This window comes from Flammeovirgaceae bacterium SG7u.111, from assembly GCA_034044135.1.
Taxonomy (GTDB): Bacteria; Bacteroidota; Bacteroidia; order Cytophagales; family Flammeovirgaceae.
The window spans coordinates 3,110,590-3,135,425 of the sequence record CP139021.1 but is presented as its reverse complement, the minus strand read 5'-3'; the positions used below and the strand labels follow the sequence as shown (position 1 = coordinate 3,135,425).

The window sequence follows — 24,836 nt, the reverse complement described above, 5'->3', positions numbered from 1 at the left end:
ACAGAAAGCCAAGCCCAGGTAGGAAAGGCAATAAGCCCTCTGAATACACTTGCCATCGATCAAAAAGGTTGGTATCACAAAAAGAGATAGCCCACGGTAAAAAATATTTTAAGGCATAAATTTATAGATTGTGGCTATCGGTTGATGACCGGTTATCTGAATAAAGAAGGCTATCATATAAACCACAAGAAGCTATATCGAATAATGAGAGAAGAAGGCTTGTTAAAAACCGGGCAATAGGATCGGTAGAAGTGGCTCTGGGCGTAAATTTGTGAAATATAGAAAAGTACATACCACTAGACCGTTAGAATGTTTAGAGATGGATATTAAGATGGTATGGGTTCCCGATACGGGAAAGAATGCCTATCTGTTATCCGTGATCGACGTCCACTCACGTAAGATATTAAAGGGTTATTTTTCTTACACGATAAAACAAGGCCATGTCATAGCACTTTTATCATTATTGTTTGAAGACTACGGTTACCCTGAGAGCATGGTTATCAGGAGTGACAATGGGAGCCAGTTCATAGCTAAGAATGTACGGGAGTACCTAGGGTTAATAGGTGTCCAACAAGAATTTACCTATGTAGCGACACCAGAAGAAAATGCACATATAGAAGCCTATCATGGTATCTTGAAAAAGGAGGTGTTTACTCGGTTTGAATATCAGAATTTTGGTGAAATCGAGCAAATACTAAAGCGCTATGTCAAGTTTTACAACAACACCAGGCTCCATGGGCTCTTGGGGCGTATTACACCTATCGAAAAATGGAACGCTGACAAACACTTGATAATCTTAATTTATAAACTTATCATTGACTAGAATATATGTGTCACAGAGCAAATTATAAACGAATAAGAAATAAATGCTTTTTAACTCAATTGATTTTGCGATTTTTTTGCCGATAGTTTTTACACTCTATTGGTTTGTGACGAATAAAAATTTGAAATCTCAAAATTTTCTTATTGTCGTTGCCAGTTATGTTTTTTACGGATGGTGGGATTGGAGATTTTTATCATTAATAGTATTCAGCACTTTTATTGACTACTCAGTTGGTTTGAAATTGAAAACTGAAAACAACCAAACAAGAAGAAAAGCACTTTTATGGATAAGTATTTTAGTAAACTTAGGTTTTCTTGGTTTCTTCAAATACTACAACTTCTTTCTTGACAACTTTATTACTGCATTTTCATTTGTTGGAACTGAAATAAAAGCCAATTTCTTAAATATAATTTTACCTGTTGGCATTAGTTTTTATACCTTCCAAACATTGAGCTACACAATAGATGTTTACAAGCGAAAACTTGAACCAACAAAAGACTTTATTGCATTTTCAGCATTTGTAAGTTTCTTTCCTCAATTAGTTGCAGGACCGATTGAAAGAGCAACTAATCTATTACCTCAGTTCTATCGAAAAAGGGTATTTGATTATTCAAAAGCAGTTAATGGAATGCGTCAAATACTTTGGGGCTTATTTAAAAAAATTGTAATCGCTGATAATTGTGCTGAATACGCAAATCTTATTTTCAACAATTCAACTGATTATTCAGGTAGTACATTAGTTCTTGGAGCTGTTTTCTTTACATTTCAAATTTATGGAGACTTTTCAGGCTACTCGGATATTGCAATTGGCACTTCCCGACTATTTGGTTTTGATTTAATGCAAAATTTCAACTTCCCATATTTTTCTAGAGATATTGCGGAATTTTGGAGACGCTGGCACATATCGCTTTCAACTTGGTTCAGAGATTATCTATATATTCCATTAGGTGGAAGTCGTGGTGGAACTTGGATGAAAGTAAGAAATACTTTCATCATTTTTATTGTCAGTGGTTTTTGGCACGGAGCAAATTGGACATTTATTATTTGGGGAGCATTAAATGCTATTTACTTTTTACCTCTTTTGTTGACTAAAAACAACAGGAGTCACATTGAAATTATAGCAAAAGGAAAGCTACTCCCAACTTTTAGAGAAATTACTTTCATGCTAATAACTTTTAGTCTAAGTGTTTTAGCTTGGATTTTCTTTAGAGCTGAAAATATTGGGCATGCTATTCAATATATCCATGATATGCTAAGTGGATTGAAATATCAGTGGGGCTATGTTCAAACTATTAATTTAATTCATGGGAAAATTGGATATATTTTCCCCCTTATTTTACTGTTATTTATTCTTGGTGAATGGCTTGGTAGAGAAAGTAAATATGCTATTGAAAATATCAGTTTAAAATGGGGGCGACTATTCAGGTATGCACTGTATTATTTAATTATCATTGCATTAATATGGTTTGGTGGTGAAGAACAAACGTTTATATATTTCCAATTCTGACATGATATGAAACGATTTATATATAAGACTATATTCTTAGTAATTCCTATAATAGCAATGTTATCTATTGCAGAATTTATTTTGAGAAAAATCCCTAATGATTATTCATATAAGAACGAATATTTAAAAAAACATGCTACGGAGATTGAGATTCTTTTTTTAGGAAGTTCTCATGCTTATTTCGGAATTGATCCAGAATTTTTAAAATCAAAAAAAGGTTTTAATGGTGCACATGTTGGACAAAAACTAGCAGAAGATATAGAAATATTAAAAAAGCACATAGCCAATCTAAATAATTTAGAATTTCTGGTATTACCCATAGACTACTTTACATTATTTAAAGAGTACTCTGTTTCTTATGTGAAAAATTACAGAATATATTATGGCATTAAGAACTATGGAGGTATAGCAGATGACTTTGAGATGCTTAACTTCCCATTAAAAAGCAAAATAATACAAATCTCAAACTTTTTACTTTACCATAATAATAATATTACTTGTAACACATTAGGTTGGGGGACAAGCTACAAATCAACTGATCAACAAGATTTAGTCAAACAGGGGAAGATTAGAGCAGTTGGGCATACTGTGGAAAATTGCATTTTTTTAGATGCAAATATTCAACGTTTAAAAGAAATAATTGCAATATCAAAAGCTAAAAAGTTTAATGTTGTTTTTTATACAAGTCCTGCGTATTATACATATATAGATTATATTAATCCTGATCAGCTAAATACAACGATAAATACAATAAATAAAATTGTTAATTCTAGTGAGAATTTGTATTATTTTAATTTTCTAAAAGATCCAAATTTTGTTAAAGAAGATTTTTGGGATAGTAATCATCTTAACGAAATAGGTGCAGAGAAGCTGACTTTAAAACTTGATTCATTAATAAATAATATTGATTAAAAGATCCCCACCCTGAGGATGGGAATTTGAAATAACCCCTAGAAGGGGGGGGCAGGGTCGTTCAGTTCTAAAACAGCTTTATATTTGTGTTAAATAATCTTAACTAGATGACATTAGAAGAAGCTTTCTCAACAGTAAGGGATCCCCGACGTGCCCAAGGCCAGCGGATAAGCCATATTCAGCTTTTATCCATAGTAATCATCAGTAACCTGTGCGGTTATCTTGGAGGACGGGCTGTTGCACGGTTTGCGAAGGCTCATTCAAAGACCTTTACAGAATTACTGAAGTTAAAACATGGGGTTCCAAGCCATGTGACGATTTCGGGTCTTATTAACCGGCTAGACCAACAAGAAATGATAAATGCCTTCAACTCTTGGGCGTCTTCTTTTGTGAAATTAGCAGGAGAAGATGCAGTGAGTGGAGATGGCAAGGCTTTAGGCTCTACCGTAAGCAATGCCCATGGCCAAACCCAGAATTTTCAGGCAATTGTTAGTTTGTTTACGCAAAAAAGCGGCCTGGTATATTCTCTTGAGACTTATCGCAATAAAAAGGAAAGTGAAATAGATGTTGTCCGCCTCCTTTGCAGTAGGCTCAAAGATATGGGCGTGACCATTTTCCTTGATGCGCTCCACACCCAAAAAAACAGTTGACGCAATTCTTGAGGGCGGCAACCATTATGTGATACAGGTAAAAAGAAACCAGCCAAGCCTTTTCAATGAAATCCAGGATATTATCGTCAATGATATTCCATTGGATTTTTACGAAACCCATGAAAAAGGTCATGGACGAAGATCTTCTTGGTATGTAACTGTTTATGATGCCAGTTTTTCTTATAAAGCTAAAGAGTGGGGCAATTTACAACGTCTAGTACATGTACATGCTCTTTCCGCTTAAAAACTGAACTGGTCATGCAGCGGTTTTAAAGTTATAAAATTCATTCGGTGTTTTCATATCCAATGCCGAATGTGGCGCATATTGGTTGTATTCATCTATCCATCCCCGTATCTGGCTATATATCATTTCAGGATTGTCCAGACAGCTCTCATATACGTAATCTCTTTTGAAAGTGCCATTAAAAGCCTCGCACATGCCATTTGACTGCGGAGAGTAAACGGGTGTGCTGCAATCGGCAATATGCCATAACGCGATCTGCTTTCTTAGGTTATTCTCTATATACTCAGGCCCGTTGTCATGCAAGAATTGGAGCTTTCCCTTTTCGGGGAGAGCCTCTCCAAAGCGGTTAAATATTGCTTCCTGGAGCATCAGCTCGATGTCGCAGGCCTGGATATGGATGCCTGCCGTCCATGCAATGATGGACCTGTCGCAGCAGTCCAAAACGTACGCAAAGCGTACTTTCTGCCCATTCCAGCACTTGATGGAAGTAATATCACTTGCCCATCTGGTATTGGGCTGGCCTACTGCTATCTTGCCTGTATGCGGGCGGCCCGCCCCTCGCTTGCGTCCCCTTTTCACCAATAGGTTCTCCTGTTTCATGAACTTATGCACCATATACCTGGAAAGCTCTATCCCATAGTCCCTTTTCAGTATAGCCCTCACCCTGGGCACCCCATAAGTCGATTTCCTGCCAGTGATAGCCAATATCGCCTCCCCTGCTTCAGGCGTGGGCTTCTTGCGGGGAGTACGCAAGATTTAGGCTTGTAATATATTGTCGACTTGGCAACTCCCAGTGCCTTGATAGTCCTGTTCATGCTTACTTGGAACTGTTGGGATAGCGATTCGACTTCTTGTTTCTCTGTGCGTCCCATTCCAACTTTTTTTTAAGGATCTTGATATCCAGCGTAGCCTCTCCCAAAGCTTTCTTGAGTTCTTCGTTCTGTCTTCTGAGCATCTCCAGCTCGGACTTGGAATGTAGTTCCCCATCATTTTTGATTCCCATGACGGCCTCTGATTTTGCGTCTGAACGCCATTTGTAAAGTTGGCTGGCGATTAACCCGTACCTGCGGCAGTACTCGGGGCAAGATAGCCCGGAATCTTCCCAATCCTCAACAATGGTGGCTTTTTGTGCCGAGCTTAGGACCCTTCTGCCACTTGCTGTCCTGCGGGCATTCTTCAGTAGATCGTCTATCATTATCGTTCTGGTTTTAGGCTACTAAACCAGTCCAACTTTTTAAGCGGTTAGGAACATACATAAGGTAACTGAAAAAAATGGTGAGGGCCACCATAGTGACAGGTTCTATATGTCTGATCTATTCCGTTGTGATGCAAAAGCTTTTCATACTGAAATCAGGGGACACTGGACAATTGAAAATAGCCTGCATTGGGTAAAAGATGTGGTACATAATGAAGACAAAAACAGAATTGTTTCAGATAATGGTCCAGTGAACAGTGCAGTGTTTAGCTCGATAGCTATCAACATACATAGAAAGTTTGGCTCTCATTCAATCACTGAGAGTCAAGTGGTTTTTAACACAAATATCAAAGAACTTTTTTCTTGTTTAAGAACTTAACAGCCCTGGGGTACAAGGGGGGGGGGTGAAATTACCTCTGCTCCCTTAGGAGGCAGAGCTTATTGTGTCCCCGGTTTTACCATTTATTTCCTACCTCTTTCTACGTTTCTCCTGATCTTCTTGATACTTTACGTACTTGAGGATCTTCGACATGCCCAAGCCGATTGTGTCAACACAATATCCCCGAGCCCAGAAATGGTTGCCCCAATAGGGGCGCTCACGCAACTTTGGGTACTTGCCAAACACACGGATCGCAGTCCGACCCTTCAGCGTACCCACTACCGATGACACTCAGTGAACTATCTAGTTTTGTTGGTATAAACTTATAAGTCCGTAAACTTAGGAATTATGGCAAGAAAACACTACGACAAAGAGTTCAAAGAAACCCTGGTAGAATTGGTTAAAAGCGGCAGAAGTACGGTCGAGTTAAGCAAAGAGTATAAAATAGCGGACGGTACTTATCTTAGCCCCCAATAAGGTTGGAGTGTTCTTTTAGACTTCAAAACAATAGATTTGAACCATGAAATACAAGAAATGGACACTAGAAGAGAAGCTGGAGATTCTAAGGCTATCGGAAGAAATAGGCATCTTAGAAGCCTGCCGCCAGCGGAAAGTAAGCACGGGCACTTTCTATAGCTGGAAGAAGAAATTCGAACACCAAGGTGAAGCGGGGCTAAAAGCGAACTACCAGGTCAAGGGCAAGGAACTCAAACAGGCAGAAGAGGAAAACAGGCTTCTCCGCAAGTTGCTCGCCGACAGGGAGATAGAACTGGAGGTACAACGGGAGCTCTTAAAAAAAAAGTTTGGGACGTGCGATCCAAGAAAGATTTAGTGGACAGCTTTTACGGGCGCTATAAGACAAGCAAGGCCAAGCTCGTCAAATGGGCGGGCCTGGCAGAAAGCAGTTATATTACCACAAGCCTAGCGGGGGCAGGAAAGGGAACAGGCCCTCTGTGGAGACTTATCACCAAACAAAGGGATATGTAGGGGAACAGGAGGTCTTGGGGTCTATCAAAGCCATTTTGGGACATGAATTTATAGACTGTGGCTATCGCCTGATGGCCTCTTACCTACAAAAAGGGGGCTATCGCATCAACCATAAGAAAGTATACAGGATCATGAAACAGGCAGGGCTCTTAAAAACCGCGGACAGGATAGACAGGGGCGGCGCCGGCCGCAAGTTTGTGGAGTTCAGGAAGGTAAAGACCTCTAGGCCCATGGAATGCCTGGAAATGGATATCAAGATGGTATGGATACCTGCCATGGGGAAAAACGCCTATCTGTTGTCGCTCATAGATGTACATACCCGCAGGATATTGGGGGGCATGTTCTCCTTCAGTATCAAGCAAGAGCAGGTCATCGGCTTCTTGTCGGCGGTGTTGGAGGAATATGAATGTCCTGGCAACGTGGTCATCAGGAGCGATAACGGAAGCCAGTTTATAGCTACACGGGTGCGGGAATACTTGGGCTTGGTAGGCGTGGGACAGGAGTTCACCCATGTGGCCACCCCAGAAGAAAATGCCCATATAGAAGCCTATCATGGCATATTGAGACAAGATGTTTTTGATAGGGTAGAGTATACGGCCTTTGGGGAAATAGAGCAGGTCTTGAAGAGGTATGTGCATTTCTACAACCACGACAGGCTGCATGGGCTGTTGGGAAAGGTGACACCTATCGAGAAATGGGAAGCCTGTGAACACTTGATATTGCCCAGAAAAAAAACCGCTTGAATTTTTAACCCGATTCTAAAAGGTTACTCTTGTTTTACAGGGGTTAAAACAGTACTATAAGAAGGTGAGGGAGTTTAAATCAGAAACGGGTGTTTTTAAAGACGAGGCCACACTAGCTTTGGAAAAGGAATTGAAGTCACTCAAAAAGCGGCTCAAAGACGCTGAAATGGAACGTGATATCTTAAAAAAACAGGGACGCCTGCCGGGCATAAGCATCTTCTCCAAGAGCGACAGGTAAGGTATGGTTTTATACTTGAACACAAGGGGGAATATCCTGTTGATAAGATGTGCAAGCTGATGCGGGTGAGCACCAATGGCTATTATAATTGGCTGAGACCAAAAGCCACAAAGAGCCCGAGCCCCTCGACCGATTATCTTAAGATGCGTATCAAGATCATCTTTGACAAGAGCAAAGGGACTTATGGCGCCACAAGGGTCTGCAAAGCCCTGGAACGAGAGAAACTGGTTTATTGCAGGTCTTATATAGCATTGCTGATGAGGCAACTGGGGCTGAAAGCTGTGATGTGCAGAAAGTATAAAGTGGCCACTACAGATTCAAACCATAAGTTCCCTGTTGCCGAGAACAGGCTAAACAGGGACTTTGAAAGCCAAGTGCTCGGCCAAAAGTGGGTCTCTGATATTACCTACATCATGGTCGGCAACAAGTGGCATTATGTGACAACGGTAATGGATTTGGCGGACAGGAAAATCATTGCCTGGGTGCTCAGTGACGACATGACAACCGAGAACACTGTTTATAAAGCTTGGGTAAAAGCCAGGAAAAAAAAGGGGATAACAGAAGGCCATATCTTCCATTCCGACAGGGGGATCCAATATGCCTCAAAGCTGTTTTCATCCTCTTTTAAAGGGAATATGAACCAAAGCATGAGCCGAAAAGGTAATTGTTGGGACAACGCTGTCGCAGAGTCTTTCTTTAAGACACTAAAATATGAATGTGTCAATAGGTATCGATTTATAGATTGTGGACACGCCTTTGGCGTCATTGATGAATATATCAACTGGTACAACAATGAAAGGCTTCATTCCAGCTTAGGCTACCTGACTCCTGCTGAAAAAGAATTACAATTGAGAATTAAAAGATCCCCACCCAAAGGGCGGGGAATTGTGATAACCCCTGGGGGTAAACTGCCCTTGCCCCCAAAGGAGGCAAAGGAATTCATTGTCCCCGGTTATAAATCTATTTTATTACTTTGTTATTCTTAGCTCTCGTTCTTTTTTTCCTGTTCTTCTTGATACTCCACGTAAAGCCTTATCTTTTCTGGGTCAAGCCCTACCGTATCAACACAATAGCCTGTTGCCCAAAAACGGTTGCCCCAATAGGGGCGTTGCTTCAGCTTCTTGAACTTTGAAAACAACCGTATGGCTGTCCGGCCCTTCAAGATCCCCACCACATCGGAAACCGAATATTTGGGAGGGATATCGATAATCAAGTGAACATGGCCCTTTTGGACGTTCAGCGTATCGATAATACATTTCTTTTGGGAGGCGTACTGCATTATATGCTCTATCGCTGCCCTTTTTATTGCTCCTTCGAGGATTCTATACCTATATTTAGGTGTCCAAACTATATGGTACTTGCAATACCAGATCGAATGTGACAATTTGTGAAAACGGCTCATAATATATTCTTCGGTTGTGGCGACAACTCTTGAATATAATCATTGGGCCGTTTTCTGGCTTAGCCACGCAGAGCGGTTATTAACCACGCTCATAGAGCGTGGATTTCTAAGTTGATATTAAACAATTTAATAAGGTGGCTTAAGTACCTACCCAAAAGAAATCGAATATTGTTTTCCATAATTTTGTAGGATGTACAAGGTGGCCTCTATGAGAGATTGCATGGATGCATAGTGCCTTGGCCTGATCCAATAATGCTTGAGCATCTTCCACAAGATCTCTATCAGGTTGAGTTCGGGACAGTATGCAGGGATAAACTGTAGGTACAGGCCTTTTTTCTTCCATTTTCCCATAGCTTCCCCTACCTCTTTGGATCTATGTATCGCTGCGTTGTCCAAGACCAGTACGGTCTTCTTCGTGATCGTCTCGGAGAAACTGTCCAGTACCTGTATGACACATGCCGAGTTTGCCGCGCCATGGTAATAGCTCCCCGTGAAGGTGTTGGCCAACGGGTCGAGTATGCCCAAGACGGAGACCCCGTTGCCCCGCCGGGCGGGCAGCTTGTTTGCCGTGCCAACGGGCTGCCACGCATACGGAACGTTCGGGCACAGGCTTATCCCCGTCTCGTCAAAATAACACAGGTCGATCTCCGCTTGACGGTCTTCCCACAGGCGTCCTTGCCGAACTTGGTGGAGACCTCTTGGGCAAAAAAACGGAGACAGGTGACAGGCCCTTCCCGGGCAAGGGATGCTATTTTTTTTGCTCTTCCACCGTATAGATACTCGGCCGCCCACTCTTGGGGGCATCCATCAATCCTGCCGCCTTTGAGGATTCCCATCTGTCAAACCACTCCGAGATGGTGGCCCTGCGCACCTCGAATATGTCCCTGAGCATATCTATCGTATGTCCTTTGTTGCTCAGGAGCAGCGCATGGGCACGGTCGCGCTCGCGTTCAGAACCACCCTGCTTTTTCAAGGTTTTTAGTTCCATCTCTTCTGACGCACTTAGTGTGATATAGCGTTTTTCCATCAAGCTAATTTAAGGCTTTTTTATTATACGGTTTCTTTTGTCCACTTACTTAATAGGTAGTGTTCCGTTTATAAGGATGGGTTTTTTGCGATTTTCTCAAGGTTATAGTTGACGATGAAATACTTAATGGCCAGGTAATGGTTTTCCCATTTCTTCGAGAAAGAAAGTGCTTTGGCCAACCTGCTGCACCGTTGCCTGATGGTATTGTTAAACCGTTCTATCATAGTCGTCTGTTTTTTGCCTTCTTGGCCCAACTGCCCTTTTGCAAATACCGATTGGTAAGCAGGGAAATCATCGGCGAAAACCAAGGCCTTGTCCAACAATTCGGGATTGATACTCAGTTTTAGCCCCAACGCCCCCTCTTCGTCCCGTCCTCCGACGTGGAAGCCGACAACCAGTCTGGTACGCCTTTCAATGGCTATCCAGACCCATTCCTTACAGTCTTTTGCGCCCACAAAACTCCAGGTTTCGTCAGCCTCGGCGCAGTAAAGCCCTACTTCCGCATCACCGAGCCTTCCCATAGGCAGCTCCTTGGGAAGCAGTGACCAGTGTGCTGCCATCCGCTTATATATCCAAGACATGCCATGCCCCAACAACCTTTCAATACCACGGAGCGATATCCGCTCCAACAGCAACAACGGCAACAACGGCAAAAGTTGCTCTTTATACGCCTCTATAGGATCTTTTTGTCTCTCTACAAACTGCCTGTTGCACGTTTTGCACTTATGATTCTGTTTACCATAGTAGGTTTTACCGTTCTTGACCGTATATTCGCTATGGCAATGTGGGCAAAGTCGATTTTGTTTGGGTCGCATCTTACAAAGATCCATCACATTGCCTTTTTTTCAAATACCCCATCCTTACTTTCGGAACACTACCTAAGTTGAGAACTCTTAAAATTTTGATGAAAAAGAAAATAGCCCTATCTTCATTGAAACCATGATTTTCAACCACAAAACGCTACAACTTATGTTAAAATCATTCCGCTTTAAAATCACTTTTCTAATTTGTGCCTTGAGTGGGCTTGGCAGTGCAGCCTTTGCCCAAGCTAAACTGAAACCTACCGTAAGCAAGCTGAGCAACGAGATCCAAGGCAAATTGGTAGAGTGGAGACGAGATTTCCACGAAAACCCCGAACTCTCGAACCGAGAATTCAAAACTGCAGAAAAGGTTGCCAAACATCTTACCGACTTAGGCCTGGAGGTAAAAACGGGAATTGCCCACACAGGGGTAGTCGGAGTTTTGAAAGGAGGAAAACCTGGTCCGGTAGTTGGTCTTCGGGCAGATATGGATGCCCTTCCCGTAGTAGAGCGGGTCGATATCCCTTTTGCCTCCAAAGTGAAAGGCGAATACGAGGGCAGAGAAGTTGGTGTAATGCACGCTTGCGGCCATGACTCCCACATAGCCATACTGATGGGCACTGCTGAAGTTCTCTCCAAAGTAAAAAAGGACTTAAAAGGCACGGTTGTCTTCATTTTCCAGCCTGCCGAAGAAGGCGCGCCGTCGGGCGAAGAAGGCGGGGCAAAATTGATGGTGAAAGAAGGGGTGATCAAAGATTATGGCATTGAAGCCGTTTTTGGACTGCATATCAACTCGCAAACAGAAGCGGGGAAAATTGGCTACAAACCCGGCGGGACCATGGCAAGTGCCAACCGTTTCACTATTACAGTGAAAGGCAAGCAAGTACATGGAGCCTATCCTTGGAGTGGGATTGACCCAATAGTAACTTCTTCTCAAATAATAATGGGCTTGCAAACGATCGTGAGCCGAAGCTCTGAACTAACGAACGAAGCTGCCGTAGTTTCCATAGGTCATATTGACGGAGGCGTTAGAAACAATATCATTCCCGAAGAAGTAAAGCTAGATGGTACTTTTAGGGCATTGGACGAAAATATGCGCTTGAAAATAGTGGAAAAGATTAACCTCATAGCAACCAACATAGCTGAAAGTGCCGGAGCAACAGCCGAGGTGCACATCCACGAAGGCTACCCTGTTACCTTCAACGACCCTGAGCTTACCAATACTATGGCACCTAGCCTTGTGGAAGCTGCTGGGGAGGAAAACGTATTCTTAAGAAAAGCCGTGACCGGAGCGGAAGATTTCTCCTTTTTTGCAAAAGAAGTCCCTGGTTTGTTTTTCTTTTTGGGAGGAATGCCTGTTGGGATGAACCCAAAAGATGCCGCTCCACACCATACACCAGATTTCTACCTAGACGAAAGCGGGTTTTCCGTTGGGGTGAAAGCATTTTCTTTTCTTACCTTAGATTATATGGACAAAGCAGAAAAAATGGCAGGGAAGTAGACTACAAAACCAAATTCAAGGCTAAATACTAAAGAAGCTGTAGTAATTAAACACGCTACAGCTTCTTTCATTTATAACAGGTAAAGAAAGTATTTCTATGAATATTATCTAAAGCGGAGCTATTGAACCATGCTACTAAATTATCTTATATTTGCATTCAAAAAAAGACACCCGATGCAACTTTTTTTTCATAATTGAGTAAAACCGTACAAGTATTGAAACACCTAAAAAAGAATCCCTATAAATTCTTTTTTACTATTGAATGAAAATAAAACCAGCTCTTAGATTTTTTATCAATTTAAACTATTTATCACTACCATTTCTAATCACTATTTAATGAACCTATTAAACACAATCAAAATGAAAAACAAAGTAATTGTTTTGCTATCAGTTTTCACTCTCTTTTTTGCCAATGCTAGTTTTGCCCAATTTGAACCATTTTCAGATGGAGCAAAGATGCTATCTGCAGGAGTTGGCGCCACAGGCTGGGGCATTCCTGTTTATGTAAGGTATGAACAGGCAATTGTGGAGAACGTAACCATTGGCGGCTCACTTTCTTACCAATCTTATAGCGAAAAATATTCAGGTGGAAAATGGAGGCATACGATATTTGGAGTAAGCGGAAGAGGTAGCTATCATTTTAATGAACTGTTCAGCGCTGCCGAAGAATGGGATTTTTATGCAGGTGGAAGTTTAGGTTTTTATTCTTGGGATACAAAATGGGATGACGCTTCAAGTCCAACATTTGATTATAATGGCTCAGGTTCTGGAGGTATGAGTATTGGTGCACATGTTGGTGTAAGATACTTCCTTAATGAAAAAATTGGGTTAAATGCCGAAGTTGGTGGTGGAACAGTACTAGCCGGAGCCACAGTTGGCGTAACTTTTTTACTCTAAAAAAACAAAGAGGGGAATCATTTCCCCTCTACTCTTTTCCCCTCTTCCTGCAAAGCCTTATTAGGCTCAGAAATTTCTTCCAACTTCTTTAAATACTGCTCAACCAAGTTACTCAACACCATTAAGCCATTTTTTAACTATACAATTCCCACCTGATATTTGCCTTTACAACTTCCCAATTCCCTGTCTGAATATCCTAAACTTATCTTGGAATCCCGAAACAATAAATTTCGGGTTTCTCTTGTACCTCCATTTAGAACAGGTAACAAAAATATATCATGCAAAGGCAATAGCGAACCTGAATAAGTGATGATCGCTACACTACTAATATTGGCATCCATCGCTGCAAATAAGCCATGCTTCATTGATGTATAAACCAACCTAAAACCTTGAGTCCAACTACAGACAGATATGCAATCCATCCGTTTATTCACATATAATCATAAACACTTCTAGCCCTTATTGTTCAAATCACTCTACAAATAATACTGTTTTACATTATTTATAAAAAAAAGAGTATAGATCTCTAAATGAGATCTTTTTATAAGTTATTTTTACGAAATCATCAATTATTTAAACTACAAAGTATATGAACAAAATTTTCACAACCACACTATTTATAATGCTATTTACTTGTTACAATGCAATGGCACAAAAAGTAGTTAGTGGGACAATCAAAGACCCAGTAGGCTCCCCCCTGCCTGGCGTGAACATAATCGAAAAAGGGACGTCCAATGGTACTATTTCCGATGTAGATGGAAAGTTCAGCCTCTCCGTTCCCGAAAAAGGCAGCACTCTGATTTTCAAATATATTGGATTTCAGACCCAAGAAGTTGAAATAGGGAGCCAAACTACGCTCGACATCGTTTTACAAGAAAACTTTACTGAGTTGACCGAGGTAGTGGTGGTAGGATATGGAGACCAAATCAAAAAGAACCTAACTGGAAAAGTTGAATCTGTTTCAGGAAAATCTTTAGAAGACGTACCTGTAGCAACTTTCGAGCAAGCCTTGCAAGGAAGGGCTGCCGGGGTTCAAATCACTTCTCAAACAGGTAAAGTTGGAGGAGGAATCAATATTCGAATCAGGGGTACTTCTTCTATTTCAGCAAGTAACGAACCTCTTTATGTTATTGATGGCATACCTGTAACTACGAATAGTCAATCTTTGACAAGCTCACAAACAAACCCTTTAGCAGATATTAATTTTAATGATATCGAGTCTATCGAAGTGTTAAAAGATGCTTCTGCTGCGGCAATTTATGGTTCGAGGGGCTCAAATGGCGTGGTGCTTATCACCACAAAGCAAGGTAGCGCAGGCAAAACCCAAATGAATTTCAATGCTCAATATGGTATTAGCAAGCCTACCAACAAAAGGGATTTTCTTAATGCTTCCCAATATGTTGAACTTAACAGGGAGGCGGCTTACAACAACGATTTAGCAGATGGGATTGACCCTATCAACAACCCTGATGAATACGAAGACTCATGGTTGGAATACATGGAAGGCAATATGGATTTCCTTTCAGGTCATTTGGACTGGAGAGAAGAATTGGCAAACGATCCCAACTGGGCTGGAACTAATTGGCAAGACCAAGCATTCCAAGATGCTTCTTTCCAAAACTATGACCTCTCTGCACAAGGTGGCAATGGAAAAACCAATTTCTTTGCCAGCGGTTCTTACTCTGACCAAGATGGTATCCTGATTGGTAACTCATTTCAAAGGGTTTCAGGCAGGTTAAACCTTACACATGATATTTCTGAAAAAGTAGATTTGGGATTGAATGTTGGGATTAGCAGATCAGAAAACAAACGTGTAACTGATGACAACGAATTTTCGACTCCTATTCAGCTTGTTGCTCAATCTCCCCTCACTCCTGTAAGAGACTTAGAAGGCAATTTATATGACGATGCGCTGAACCCTGCTATGTTCTATTACCCTGCCACGATGGAGCTAGAAAACGCAAGTTTCAACACCACTGTATTTAGGAACTTGGCCAATATTAATGTAAGTTATGAAATAACAAAAGGGCTAAAAATCACTGGAGAATACGGTTTTGACCTATTGACCCAGTTTGAAAAGAGGTATCGAAACTCAATGACCCAAACAGGTAGATCTGAGGATGTAAACGGCTATGGACAAGACAGGTGGACACGTATTTTCAACAACACCTCTAGAGCATACTTGAGCTATAATAAAGTATTAAAGGACATTCATTCCCTTGAAGTAATTGCAGGTACAGAATTCCAAAAATCCACTAGAGACGTAACCTATGCAGCAGGTCAGAACTACCCGCTGGACGAGCTCAAAACTCTTAGCTCTGCTGCTGAAGTAGTTGACTGGGCGGGTACACTCAACGAATTTTCATTCCTTTCCTATTTTGGTAGGCTAAACTATAACTTCAAAGAAAAATACCTTCTTTCCATAAGTGGTCGTGTGGATGCATCTTCGAGATTTGGAGCAAATAAAAGATATGGATTCTTCCCAGCAGCATCGGCAGGATGGATTATCTCTGAAGAAGAATTTCTTTCTTCTGAGGTATTGAGTTTCTTGAAAGTAAGAGCAAGCTACGGCGTAACGGGTAATGCTGGAATTGGAAACTATGAACAATACGGCACCTTCACCTCTGCTATCTATGATGGATCTTCTGCTTTGATACCTTCTCGAATCGAAAACCCTGATTTGGAATGGGAAAAAACAGCGCAAGCGGATATAGGAATCGACTTTGGTCTTTGGAACGATAGGCTTAATGGTGAAATAGACTATTACCAAAAAAGCACAACAGACCTATTGCTTGATGTACCCGTACCTGGAACTTCAGGATTTAGAACTCAAACTCAAAACATAGGTGAGTTAGAAAACAAGGGTATTGAAGCTGTGATAAACTACAAGCTTATTACTACTGGCAAGTTCTCTTGGAACACTAGTGTTAATTTTGCAAGAAACACAAACAAAGTAACCAAGCTAAACGAAGGCACAGATATGATTGGCCCACTTAGCTCTCGTTACCTAAACACTATTAAAGTTGGAGAGGCAATTGGCGTGCACTACGGAGTAGAATTCGCTGGTGCTAACCCAAGCAATGGCGATGCAATATTCTTCCTTAACCGAACTCCTACCGACGAAGAAATAACCGACGGATCTGCATTCCAAGTAGATCACTTGGGCGACGCTTATGTTACCAACAACTACAACTTGGCTGAAAGCAAAGTATTGGGCAACCCTAACCCTGACTTTATTTACGGATGGTCTAACAACTTAAAATATGGGAACTTCGACCTAGACATACTCATTCAAGGACAAGAAGGAAACGATGTTTACCTTGGAGGTGGAACTTTTATGTCTGCCAACGCTAGGTACGAAGACAACCAAACGTCTGACCAACTTAACAGATGGCAAAAAGAAGGTGACATCACCAGTGTTCCTCAGGCAAGACTTTACCAAAACAACGGCGCACAAGCCTCTAGCAGGTACTTGTCTGATGCTTCTTACGTCCGCCTAAAAACGCTGACTTTAGGTTACAACTTCCCTAAGGCAGTGCTGAGCAAATCATTTATCACAAGTGCAAGGGTATATTTCAGTGGACAAAACCTTCTTACTTGGACCGATTATGTAGGATGGGATCCTGAGGTGAACACCGACTACTTAGCTGGAAGCAACAATGCTTACCTAGGCAATGATTTCTATTCAGCGCCGCAGCCTAAAACATTTACATTTGGAGTAAGAGTAGGATTCTAGAGTATGTAATACGATAAGAAGCACCCCTTCTTAAACAAATTCATTTTAACATACTCTTAACTATTAAAATTGAATAAAAATGAGAAACATAAAAATATATTTTCTTGCAATAATAGGTCTTATTGCAACCGCATGTGAAAACGAGCTGGAGCTAGCCCCACCTCAAGACATAGACAATGCAGTAGCATTAAGCTCAGATGCAAACGTCAAAACCGTACTTATTGGAGCATATGATGCACTAGGCAATAGTGATTTATTTGGTGGAAACACCTTAAGAAATGCCGAATTGCTTGCAGCAGATGGCGAAATAGCCTTTTCAGGAACTTTTGGCGACCCTGCTGAAATCTGGAGAAAAGAAATGACCGTTATCAACGGTGATGCCGGAGAGCTTTGGTTAGAAGCTTACGAAGCAATCAATATCACAAACAATGTTCTTTCTGCATTGGATGTTGTAAATGAAGAAGACAAAACTCGAGTAGAGGCTGAAGCAAAGTTTATCAGAGGCCTTGTGTATTTTGATCTGGTTCTTAACTTTAGCCAACCTTATTCTGCAGGAAACACTGCCACTAATTTGGGAGTGCCAATTGTTACCGAGCCAAACTCGGTTGAAAAGGTAAGCCGAAATACGGTAGATGAGGTATATGCCCAAGTCATTTCAGACCTTTCTTTCGCCCTCGAAAACCTTCCTGCTGACAACGGCGTGTATGCAAACAGCGTGGCTGCTGCCGCCGTTTTATCAAGGGTTTATTTGCAACAAGCAAATTATGCGGATGCAAGGGATGCTGCCAACAGGGCTTTAACTGACGCAGATGGGATTTACTTCCTAAATAGCGCCGTAGAAGATGCTTTCAATAGTAGTACCAACACTCCTGAAGATGTTTTCGCTATTCAAGTAACTACCCAAGACGGTGCAAACAATATGCAGTTATTTTTCGCCTCAACTACTAACGGTGGCCGTGGCGATATCGAAGTTCAGCAAACGCTTATTGACCGCTTTGAAACTGGCGATGACCGATTGAACCTGTTTTATTTTGATGAAGCAACTGGTGATATCCGTAGTGGAAAATGGGTAAATCAGTTTGGTAATGTTGGGGTAATTAGGCTAGCCGAGCTCTACCTTACACGTGCCGAAGCAAACTTCAGAGAGGGTACTACTATAGGTGACTCTCCGGCAAATGACCTTAACCTAATTCGTGGCAGAGCAGGTTTAACAAATATAGACAATCCCACTCTCGACGATATCCTTAAAGAGAGAAGCATAGAATTGGCGTTGGAAGGGCAAAAAATCCATGATGCAAAGCGACTTAAGCTAACTGTAGACGGCTTTGCCTACAATGCAAACGAGTTGGTATTCCCAATTCCTGACAGGGAGCGTAACGTAAATGGTAACCTAGAGCAAAATAGTGGTTACGGAAACTAACCTATTATACCACATACCCAGCTTGGGATGAGCAGCAGATAAGCAAGAAGTGAGGTTCCTTAAGAACCTCACTTTCTTTTTATACTTCACTTGTATTTTTTGATAAAAGCCGTCAACAGTTACAACTTTGCCTTATTCACTTTAAAAGCCTGCGGGTTGCACTGGTAGGTTTGGATATTCCCTTCTTCGTTAATTTCCACTATGCGGTAACCACGGTAGTTTGTGCCCCAGCTTCCACCGATATGCCCATCAAAAAAGTAGCTCAGCTCATTCCCAACAAACACGTTGTCAAGCTCGTGGTTATGGCCATGGAAAACAGCCTTCACATTTTCTGCCTTTTGAAGAAGCTCGTTTAATTCAGGACATTCTACTCCATAATTCGCCCACTTGCTCTGAGGGATGTGCAAAAACACAAAAACAGCCGATGCATCTTTGTGTTTTTCTAGCTCGCCTTTTATCCAAGTCACATCTCCACACAAATACTCCCCTTTTATGTTTGACGTAGTGCCTAATATGAAAGCATATTCTTCTATTTTGAAACTATGGTTTTGGGCGTATCCCCAAGTCGTTTTCCACACTTCTGGGCTTACCCTGTCATGATTTCCTTTCGTTACATAAAAAGGCACTTCCAGCTTTTCGTACACAGCCTTCACTTCTGGCAAAAACTTGGGTTCATCGTGGATGAGGTCTCCATTGAACACCACAAAATCCAATCCTTTGGCACCTGCTTCCTCATTTAGCCAGGCCATCATTTCATTGTGGTACATTTCATAAGGAGTATCAGGCTGACCATAATGTCCATCGGAAGCGATGGCAAAACGCAGCTTGTGATTGCTTTCGGATGGAGATGCTTGCGCAGAACCCACTCCAATGGCAGCACCTGCTCCCATCGCAATTGATTTTTTTATAAAGTCTCTTCTTTTTGACATTTCTTGAGGTGGTTAAATAATATGAATTTATTCAAAATTAAATCCTAATTTCACAATTCTGTAAGATACTTCATGAACAAACTAAGTCTATTTGGAATGAGATAGACTTAGTTTTTTTATTTTTTATACTTTTGCGTTAACGATAAATTCATCCGTAATTTGGAAAGGAAAACAGCTAATAACACCAATAAATAGAACAAGATAATATGGCAGGACATAGTAAATGGGCCAATATCAAGCATAGAAAAGGAGCTCAAGACGCAAAGAGAGGAAAGATTTTCACAAAGCTGATCAAAGAGATTACGGTCGCTTCGAAAGAGGGCGGGCCTGAGTTGGAAAACAATGCTAGGCTTAGACTGGCCGTCCAAAATGCCAAGGGCAAGAACATGCCCAAAGATACGATTGAGCGTGCCATCAAAAAAGGACAGGGCAGTGATGCAACTGATTATGTGGAGGTTACTTATGAAGGTTATGCCCCAAATGGCGTAGCGGTCATAGTAGAATGCCAAACAGATAACCTGAACAGAACGGTATCGAATGTCCGTGCTGCTTTTGCCAAAAACAACGGTAGCTTGGGTAAAAATGGTTCGGTTGACTTTATGTTTGAAAGAAAAGGTTCTTTTAGTTTTCCCTTCCCAGAAGGCTCAGATGAAGACGAGTTTATGTTGGAATTGATAGACGGCGGTGCGGAAGATGTAGAAATTGAAGACGGCAGGGTAAACGTTACTACCGCTCTTGAAGATTTTGGCACGTTCCAAAGCAAACTAGAAGAATTGAACATAGAGGCGGAAAATGCCGAACTTGACCGTATCCCAGCTACTACAGTGTCTGTAGACGATGACTCCTTGGTAAAAATAATGAAGCTCATAGACAGGCTGGAAGACGATGACGATATACAAAAGGTTTTCCACAACATGGACATCAGCGATGAGCAAATAGCCTTGTTGGAATAGCGTATGCATAGCCGAGAAAGCTAAGGCGCTCAATCGGTCATGCCGGTTTAGCGCCTTATTTTTTTAAAGAAATGAAAAAATTGAATAGCAACCAAAAACAACCAACCGACTAGCTTTTTTTATATTTTACAAATAAAAACAGACACTTCTAAACTGAAGAGACATGAGGCAAAGGTTATTAAGAGCTGGGGCTGACGAATTGAGCTACGAGATTCGAGGAATAGTGAAGAAAGCAGAGCAGCTCCAGAAGCTAGGGATTGAGATTATCTGGGAAAACATTGGCGACCCTGTGAAGAAACATTGTGAAATCCCTGAGTGGATGAAGCAAATAGTGGGAGATTTGATGCAAGAAAATGACACGTATAGTTACTGCCATTCGAAGGGCGTGCTCGCTACTCGTGAGTTTTTGGCCGAGAAAAACAATGTTTTAGGAGGTGCACAAATTACTTCCGATGACATCCTTTTTTTTAATGGACTGGGCGATGCTATTTCCAAACTCTACCAATTCATCCTTCCCACTTCTAGGGTAATTGGCCCTTCTCCCGCCTACTCTACCCACTCTTCGGCCGAAGGTGCCCATGCCAACAACCACCCTCTCACTTACGAGCTGGACCCAAAAAACAATTGGTATCCCGACCTTGACGATCTCTACTTAAAAGTAAAGTACAACCCCAATGTGGTTGCCATTTTGGTTATCAACCCCGACAACCCGACAGGCATGGTTTACCCTATAGAAATCCTCAAAAAAATAGTAGAGATAGCGAAGGAGTTCGACCTGTTTTTAGTATTTGATGAAATCTACATGAACGTTACCTATAATGGCGCAGTAGCTCATCCATTGGCTACGCTCATTGGCGAAGAAGTTCCAGGAATTTCCCTCAAAGGTATTTCAAAGGAGTTGCCTTGGCCAGGGTCCCGATGCGGCTGGATGGAATATTACAACAGGAAAAACGATCCAGAATTCGATAGGCTATGCGTTACGCTAGACAATGCCAAAATGATTGAGGTTTGTTCTACCAAACTGCCCCAGCTAGCTATACCTTTAGTCTTTACTCACCCTGAGTTTGCTCCTTACAGAGAAAACCTTAACAAGTCCATTGGGCGGAGAAGTAAGATAATTTCGGAAATACTCGGCAGCGTACCTGCACTCACGTTCAACGAAACCTATGGGGCATTTTATAATACCATCATTTTTAATGATGGCGTATTGAAACCTCATCAGAAAATAGAAGTAGTAAACCCAGAGGCAAAGCGATTACTCGAGGAAGATTGGTTGAATGACTCTATCCCACTCGACCAGCGTTTCGTGTATTACTTATTGGCTTCAAAAGGCATTTGCGTTGTCCCTATCTCTTCTTTTTGTTCCAACCTTCAAGGGTTTAGGGTTACGCTTTTAGAGGAAGATGAAGAAATACTCATCAAAACTTTTACGGACATAAAAGAAGCTGTAGAAGAGTATGTAGCTTCATAAAATCAATCCTTTTGGGAGAAGATGACAAACTAAGAGGGCTTCATCCTACATAAGATGAAGCCCTTTCCAACTATTTCTACTCTTTATTTCCCTTCTTCTTTTTTAAGGATTTTCATCCTGATCAGAAGCTTTTTTTCTTTTTCCCAAAAGAACTTAAACTGCCCTAGCAAAGTGCCATATACCAAGATCAAAATCTGGTAAGCTGGAAATACAAACAGGATATAGGTAACAGTTTTAATCCAAAAAGGAGTTGCTTCCGTAAATCCTAGAAAATTGTACAAGATTTTACGAATAAACACCACCGTTGATCCTGTAAGGCTAAATGTCAGTAAAATAAGTAACACTTGACCGATGCTCTGCACCTGCCATTTATTCATTAGTTTGTATAAAAATGAAGCTTTTTTGGTTTCTTCCATAATTTAGATCCATTAAAAAATAATAAGGGAACAAAGTTAATGAAAGCTTTGGTGGGATCGGTAAAAAAGTTTGTTTTTCCCACCAAAGCTACTCTGATCTCAGCGTTTTTGCAATATTGGTCTTCGCTAATTTGCTGAGCTGCCCAAGCACCGCCACCATCAAAATGGAAAAGATAAATGCAATGGCAATCATAAAGCTCAACCCACTAATTTCTATTCTGTAGGCAAAACCTTGCAGCCATTTCTCCATCACAGACCAAGTAAGTGGCACTGCAAAAAACACCCCTACCACTGCTGGAAATAGGAAGTTTTTGGTAAGCAAAACCGTGATGGAAGACAGATTAGCGCCCAGTACTTTCCTGACCGCTATCTCTTTTTCCCTTGTTTTTAGCATATAAGAAATCAACCCAAAAATTCCGATGAAAGAAATGAAAATCGCTAATCCAGTGAATAGGTACATCAGCTGCAATTGTTTTTTCTCATTTTCATACAAACGGTCATATAGTTCATCTAAAAAAGAGTATTTGAGAGGGTAATTGGGGAAATTCGCCTTCCAAAGAGTTGCTATTTTTCCCATTGCTTCCTGCACATGCCCTCCGTCTATTTTCACCAAAACGTTCCTGACCCAAACAGGCTCATGAACCATAACCAAGGGTTCAATACCGTTGCGCAAGCTTTCCTGATGAAAATCTTTCACCACTCCTATGATCTGTCCTCGCTGTAAGTTAACGCCTCCTATGCTCCAAGAAAACTCTTTTCCCAATGCTTCTTCGGGAGAATTCCACCCAACTAGCCGTGCAGCAGTTTCATTGATCAGGTACTCCCTCGGCTGAGCTTGAAGATAGTCCAACAAGTTATCCCTGTCCGCTTGACTCACATCTGCGGTTTTATTCTCCAAAAAAGCCCTGCCTGCTACTAGTTCGACACCCATCAGGTCGATGAATTCTTTATCTATCACTTGAATATCCATCACAGGAGGATTTTCAAGATCCGCCGTCATCCCCTCTGCATAAACAGAACCGACATCACGGATTTCCGAGGAAGGTACTTGCATAGCTCCAGCCACTGCTTTCACCTCGGGCAATTGGTTGAGTTGCTGCTTCAGCAAGTCGAATTTGTACTTCACCGGATCGGGAATATCGGTAAGAGCAAGCACTTGTTCCTTTTCCAATCCTAAGTTTTTATCCATCAAATAATGAAACTGGGAACGTGTAATTAGCGCACCGCTAATCAGCGTGATGCAGAGCACCAGCTGCGCCGAAACCAAAATATTTTTTGTATTAAATTTCCCTGTATAGGGCGTAAAACCATTTTTTGATTTCATCGCACTCACCGCTCTTTGGCGAGTAAGTATAAATGCTGGGTAATAGCTCGCCACAAATGCGATAAACAAGATGACGGTTAGGGCGAAAGGAAGAAGTGTGGTAATTGGAATGGCGATAGGAGAAAAATCCCGAAAAAAAGGCAGCGTTTCGGTGACAAGCAGCAAACCAAGAACCGTAGCCACACTTGCAATGATAAAAGACTCGAAAAAGAAGTAAGCTACTAAGTCGAATTTGCTAGAACCAAGCACCTTACGCACCCCAATTTCCCGCATTCTTTTGAGCGATTGGGCAGTATTCAAATTAATAAAATTGATACAAGACATCAATAAAACGAACAAGCCCACCGAGCCAAACAAATACAGGTACGACATTTTCCCATTTGGCATAATTTCCCTTGCCAAATCTGAATGCAAATGAATGGTTTTAATATTCTGAAGAAATAAATCTATGGTTTGGGCGTCTTCTTCACCCGCATGTTTTAAGATAAAACTTGGCATTTTACCTTCCACACTTGAAGGATTTTGGTCATGAAGCAAGAGGTAAGTGTACGCCCAACCTTTTCTTTCTTCGCCCGAGGCAAACGAAGCAAGCATGTTTACTGGTAAATGCGTATTGGAAGGTAAATCATCCATTACCCCCGTCACCAAATACACGGTATTTTCCAACTTTGTATCGTCTAAAATCTCTATTTCTTGCCCAACAACATCGGTTTTCCCAAAAAACTTCTGAGCCATAGAAGCGGTAAGCACCACCGAATATGGATTAGAAAGGGCTGATGAAGTGTCTCCTTCGAACAGGTTGAAATCAAACACCTCAAACACATCTGCATCTGTAGTGTAAGCATTTTCAACCTTAAAAGTATGCTCCCCAACTTTTACATTCCGTGGCTGGTAGTCCTGAAAGCGAACCAACCTCTCCACTTCAGGTATTTCCGCTTGAAGATTGTTGACCCAATCTGCATTCACCCTTGCCCATTGAGTATCATAATTTCCGCTGTGCAAATGCATGCTTAACCTAAAAATCCGATCAGCTTTGCTGTGCATTTGCTCGTAGTTCATTTCATTGTATATAAAAAGTGCTACAAATAAAGTAACCGACAAGCCAATGGCTAGCCCAAAAAGGTTGATAAAAGTAAAGGGTTTATTTCGGTACAAATGCCTAAAAATAATCTTCAAATGGCTAGTGTAGAGATGCGTGTTCATGCGGTAGTGCTTTTGTTCAGTCATCAAATTAGAAGTTCAAAAGCTTACGCTCAAATTTTTAACAGAATCTAACAGCCCA

General features: G+C 41.4%; 25 protein-coding genes and 1 pseudogene. 16 read left to right on the top strand and 10 right to left on the bottom strand.

Translation table 11 applies throughout. The annotated features are described in order from the left end of the window. Positions 1–319: 319 nt before the first annotated feature. The 5 genes from R9C00_12290 to R9C00_12270 all read left to right on the top strand — a co-directional run bounded on the left by R9C00_12290 (position 320) and on the right by R9C00_12270 (position 4,136). Entirely contained in the window at positions 320–823 is a 504-nt protein-coding gene (locus tag R9C00_12290) for a DDE-type integrase/transposase/recombinase (protein WPO38231.1), read from the top strand. A gap of 43 nt (positions 824–866) precedes the next feature. Continuing rightward, positions 867–2,330, top strand: coding sequence for an MBOAT family O-acyltransferase (locus R9C00_12285; protein ID WPO38230.1), 1,464 nt, complete (start codon positions 867–869; stop codon positions 2,328–2,330). A 6-nt stretch (positions 2,331–2,336) separates the two neighbouring features. Next, positions 2,337–3,242 (top strand): hypothetical protein, encoded by a 906-nt coding sequence (locus R9C00_12280; protein WPO38229.1) that lies wholly within the window; start codon positions 2,337–2,339, stop codon positions 3,240–3,242. 107 nt (positions 3,243–3,349) lie between these two features. Next, positions 3,350–3,892: an ISAs1 family transposase gene (locus R9C00_12275; GenBank protein ID WPO38228.1), complete on the top strand. Its 543-nt coding sequence runs from the start codon at positions 3,350–3,352 to the stop codon at positions 3,890–3,892. Then, positions 3,864–4,136: a hypothetical protein gene (locus tag R9C00_12270; protein WPO38808.1), complete on the top strand. Its 273-nt coding sequence runs from the start codon at positions 3,864–3,866 to the stop codon at positions 4,134–4,136. The genes R9C00_12275 and R9C00_12270 overlap by 29 nt, the downstream gene beginning before the upstream one ends. 12 nt (positions 4,137–4,148) lie before the next feature. Here the strand turns inward: R9C00_12270 and R9C00_12265 are convergent, their stop codons facing one another. Beyond that, positions 4,149–4,889 carry an IS3 family transposase gene (locus tag R9C00_12265; protein WPO38227.1) on the bottom strand — a complete coding sequence of 247 codons (741 nt, stop codon included), beginning with the start codon at positions 4,887–4,889 and terminating at the stop codon, positions 4,149–4,151. A 64-nt stretch (positions 4,890–4,953) separates the two neighbouring features. Next, positions 4,954–5,331 carry a transposase gene (locus R9C00_12260; protein WPO38226.1) on the bottom strand — a complete coding sequence of 126 codons (378 nt, stop codon included), beginning with the start codon at positions 5,329–5,331 and terminating at the stop codon, positions 4,954–4,956. 727 nt (positions 5,332–6,058) lie between these two features. On the opposite strand from R9C00_12260, the gene R9C00_12255 reads away from it, so the two are divergent. The 5 genes and pseudogenes from R9C00_12255 (at position 6,059) to R9C00_12235 (ending at position 8,664) form a co-directional block, all read left to right on the top strand. Further along, a complete protein-coding gene (locus R9C00_12255; protein ID WPO38225.1) occupies positions 6,059–6,187 on the top strand; it encodes a hypothetical protein in 129 nt (42 codons plus the stop codon). 43 nt (positions 6,188–6,230) lie between these two features. After that, the gene (locus tag R9C00_12250; protein ID WPO38224.1) at positions 6,231–6,542 is read left to right on the top strand and encodes a transposase; all 312 of its coding nucleotides are present in this window, start codon (positions 6,231–6,233) and stop codon (positions 6,540–6,542) included. Between the two features lie 49 nt (positions 6,543–6,591). Then, positions 6,592–7,440: an IS3 family transposase gene (locus tag R9C00_12245; GenBank protein WPO38223.1), complete on the top strand. Its 849-nt coding sequence runs from the start codon at positions 6,592–6,594 to the stop codon at positions 7,438–7,440. Between the two features lie 64 nt (positions 7,441–7,504). Beyond that, positions 7,505–7,678, top strand: coding sequence for a hypothetical protein (locus tag R9C00_12240; protein WPO38222.1), 174 nt, complete (start codon positions 7,505–7,507; stop codon positions 7,676–7,678). Positions 7,679–7,680: 2 nt separating this feature from the next. Then, a pseudogene (locus tag R9C00_12235) lies at positions 7,681–8,664 on the top strand (IS3 family transposase). Here R9C00_12235 and tnpA read toward each other — a convergent pair. From tnpA to R9C00_12215, 4 genes are all read right to left on the bottom strand, one after another. Continuing rightward, positions 8,661–9,080, bottom strand: coding sequence for an IS200/IS605 family transposase (tnpA, locus tag R9C00_12230; protein WPO38221.1), 420 nt, complete (start codon positions 9,078–9,080; stop codon positions 8,661–8,663). The pseudogene R9C00_12235 and the gene tnpA sit on opposite strands and share 4 nt — an antisense overlap. A 147-nt stretch (positions 9,081–9,227) precedes the next feature. Further along, the gene (locus R9C00_12225) at positions 9,228–9,884 is read right to left on the bottom strand and encodes an IS630 family transposase (GenBank protein WPO38220.1); all 657 of its coding nucleotides are present in this window, start codon (positions 9,882–9,884) and stop codon (positions 9,228–9,230) included. After that, positions 9,829–10,107, bottom strand: a complete 279-nt coding sequence (locus R9C00_12220) for a helix-turn-helix domain-containing protein (GenBank protein WPO38219.1) — start codon at positions 10,105–10,107, stop codon at positions 9,829–9,831. The genes R9C00_12225 and R9C00_12220 overlap by 56 nt, the downstream gene beginning before the upstream one ends. 68 nt (positions 10,108–10,175) lie before the next feature. Further along, positions 10,176–10,937: an IS1 family transposase gene (locus tag R9C00_12215; GenBank protein WPO38218.1), complete on the bottom strand. Its 762-nt coding sequence runs from the start codon at positions 10,935–10,937 to the stop codon at positions 10,176–10,178. 139 nt (positions 10,938–11,076) lie between these two features. Between R9C00_12215 and R9C00_12210 the strand changes: the two genes are divergently transcribed. Both R9C00_12210 and R9C00_12205 read left to right on the top strand, forming a co-directional pair. Further along, positions 11,077–12,408: an amidohydrolase gene (locus tag R9C00_12210; GenBank protein WPO38217.1), complete on the top strand. Its 1,332-nt coding sequence runs from the start codon at positions 11,077–11,079 to the stop codon at positions 12,406–12,408. A 360-nt stretch (positions 12,409–12,768) separates the two neighbouring features. After that, positions 12,769–13,305 (top strand): hypothetical protein, encoded by a 537-nt coding sequence (locus R9C00_12205; protein WPO38216.1) that lies wholly within the window; start codon positions 12,769–12,771, stop codon positions 13,303–13,305. A gap of 137 nt (positions 13,306–13,442) precedes the next feature. On the opposite strand, the gene R9C00_12200 is transcribed toward R9C00_12205, so the two are convergent. After that, entirely contained in the window at positions 13,443–13,727 is a 285-nt protein-coding gene (locus R9C00_12200) for a hypothetical protein (GenBank protein WPO38215.1), read from the bottom strand. A 167-nt stretch (positions 13,728–13,894) separates the two neighbouring features. Here R9C00_12200 and R9C00_12195 point away from each other — a divergent pair, with 167 nt between their 5' ends. Both R9C00_12195 and R9C00_12190 read left to right on the top strand, forming a co-directional pair. After that, complete coding sequence (locus R9C00_12195) at positions 13,895–17,041, top strand: TonB-dependent receptor (GenBank protein WPO38214.1); 3,147 nt, start codon at positions 13,895–13,897, stop codon at positions 17,039–17,041. 79 nt (positions 17,042–17,120) lie between these two features. Further along, entirely contained in the window at positions 17,121–18,461 is a 1,341-nt protein-coding gene (locus R9C00_12190) for a RagB/SusD family nutrient uptake outer membrane protein (protein ID WPO38213.1), read from the top strand. A 119-nt stretch (positions 18,462–18,580) separates the two neighbouring features. On the opposite strand, the gene R9C00_12185 is transcribed toward R9C00_12190, so the two are convergent. Beyond that, positions 18,581–19,390 (bottom strand): metallophosphoesterase, encoded by an 810-nt coding sequence (locus R9C00_12185; protein ID WPO38212.1) that lies wholly within the window; start codon positions 19,388–19,390, stop codon positions 18,581–18,583. 206 nt (positions 19,391–19,596) lie between these two features. On the opposite strand from R9C00_12185, the gene R9C00_12180 reads away from it, so the two are divergent. Next, positions 19,597–20,343, top strand: a complete 747-nt coding sequence (locus R9C00_12180; GenBank protein WPO38211.1) for a YebC/PmpR family DNA-binding transcriptional regulator — start codon at positions 19,597–19,599, stop codon at positions 20,341–20,343. A 163-nt stretch (positions 20,344–20,506) separates the two neighbouring features. Further along, positions 20,507–21,814 carry a pyridoxal phosphate-dependent aminotransferase gene (locus R9C00_12175; protein ID WPO38210.1) on the top strand — a complete coding sequence of 436 codons (1,308 nt, stop codon included), beginning with the start codon at positions 20,507–20,509 and terminating at the stop codon, positions 21,812–21,814. Between the two features lie 83 nt (positions 21,815–21,897). Here the strand turns inward: R9C00_12175 and R9C00_12170 are convergent, their stop codons facing one another. Then, the gene (locus R9C00_12170; protein WPO38209.1) at positions 21,898–22,230 is read right to left on the bottom strand and encodes a DUF6787 family protein; all 333 of its coding nucleotides are present in this window, start codon (positions 22,228–22,230) and stop codon (positions 21,898–21,900) included. A gap of 88 nt (positions 22,231–22,318) precedes the next feature. After that, positions 22,319–24,781: an FtsX-like permease family protein gene (locus R9C00_12165; GenBank protein ID WPO38208.1), complete on the bottom strand. Its 2,463-nt coding sequence runs from the start codon at positions 24,779–24,781 to the stop codon at positions 22,319–22,321. Positions 24,782–24,836: the final 55 nt, after the last annotated feature.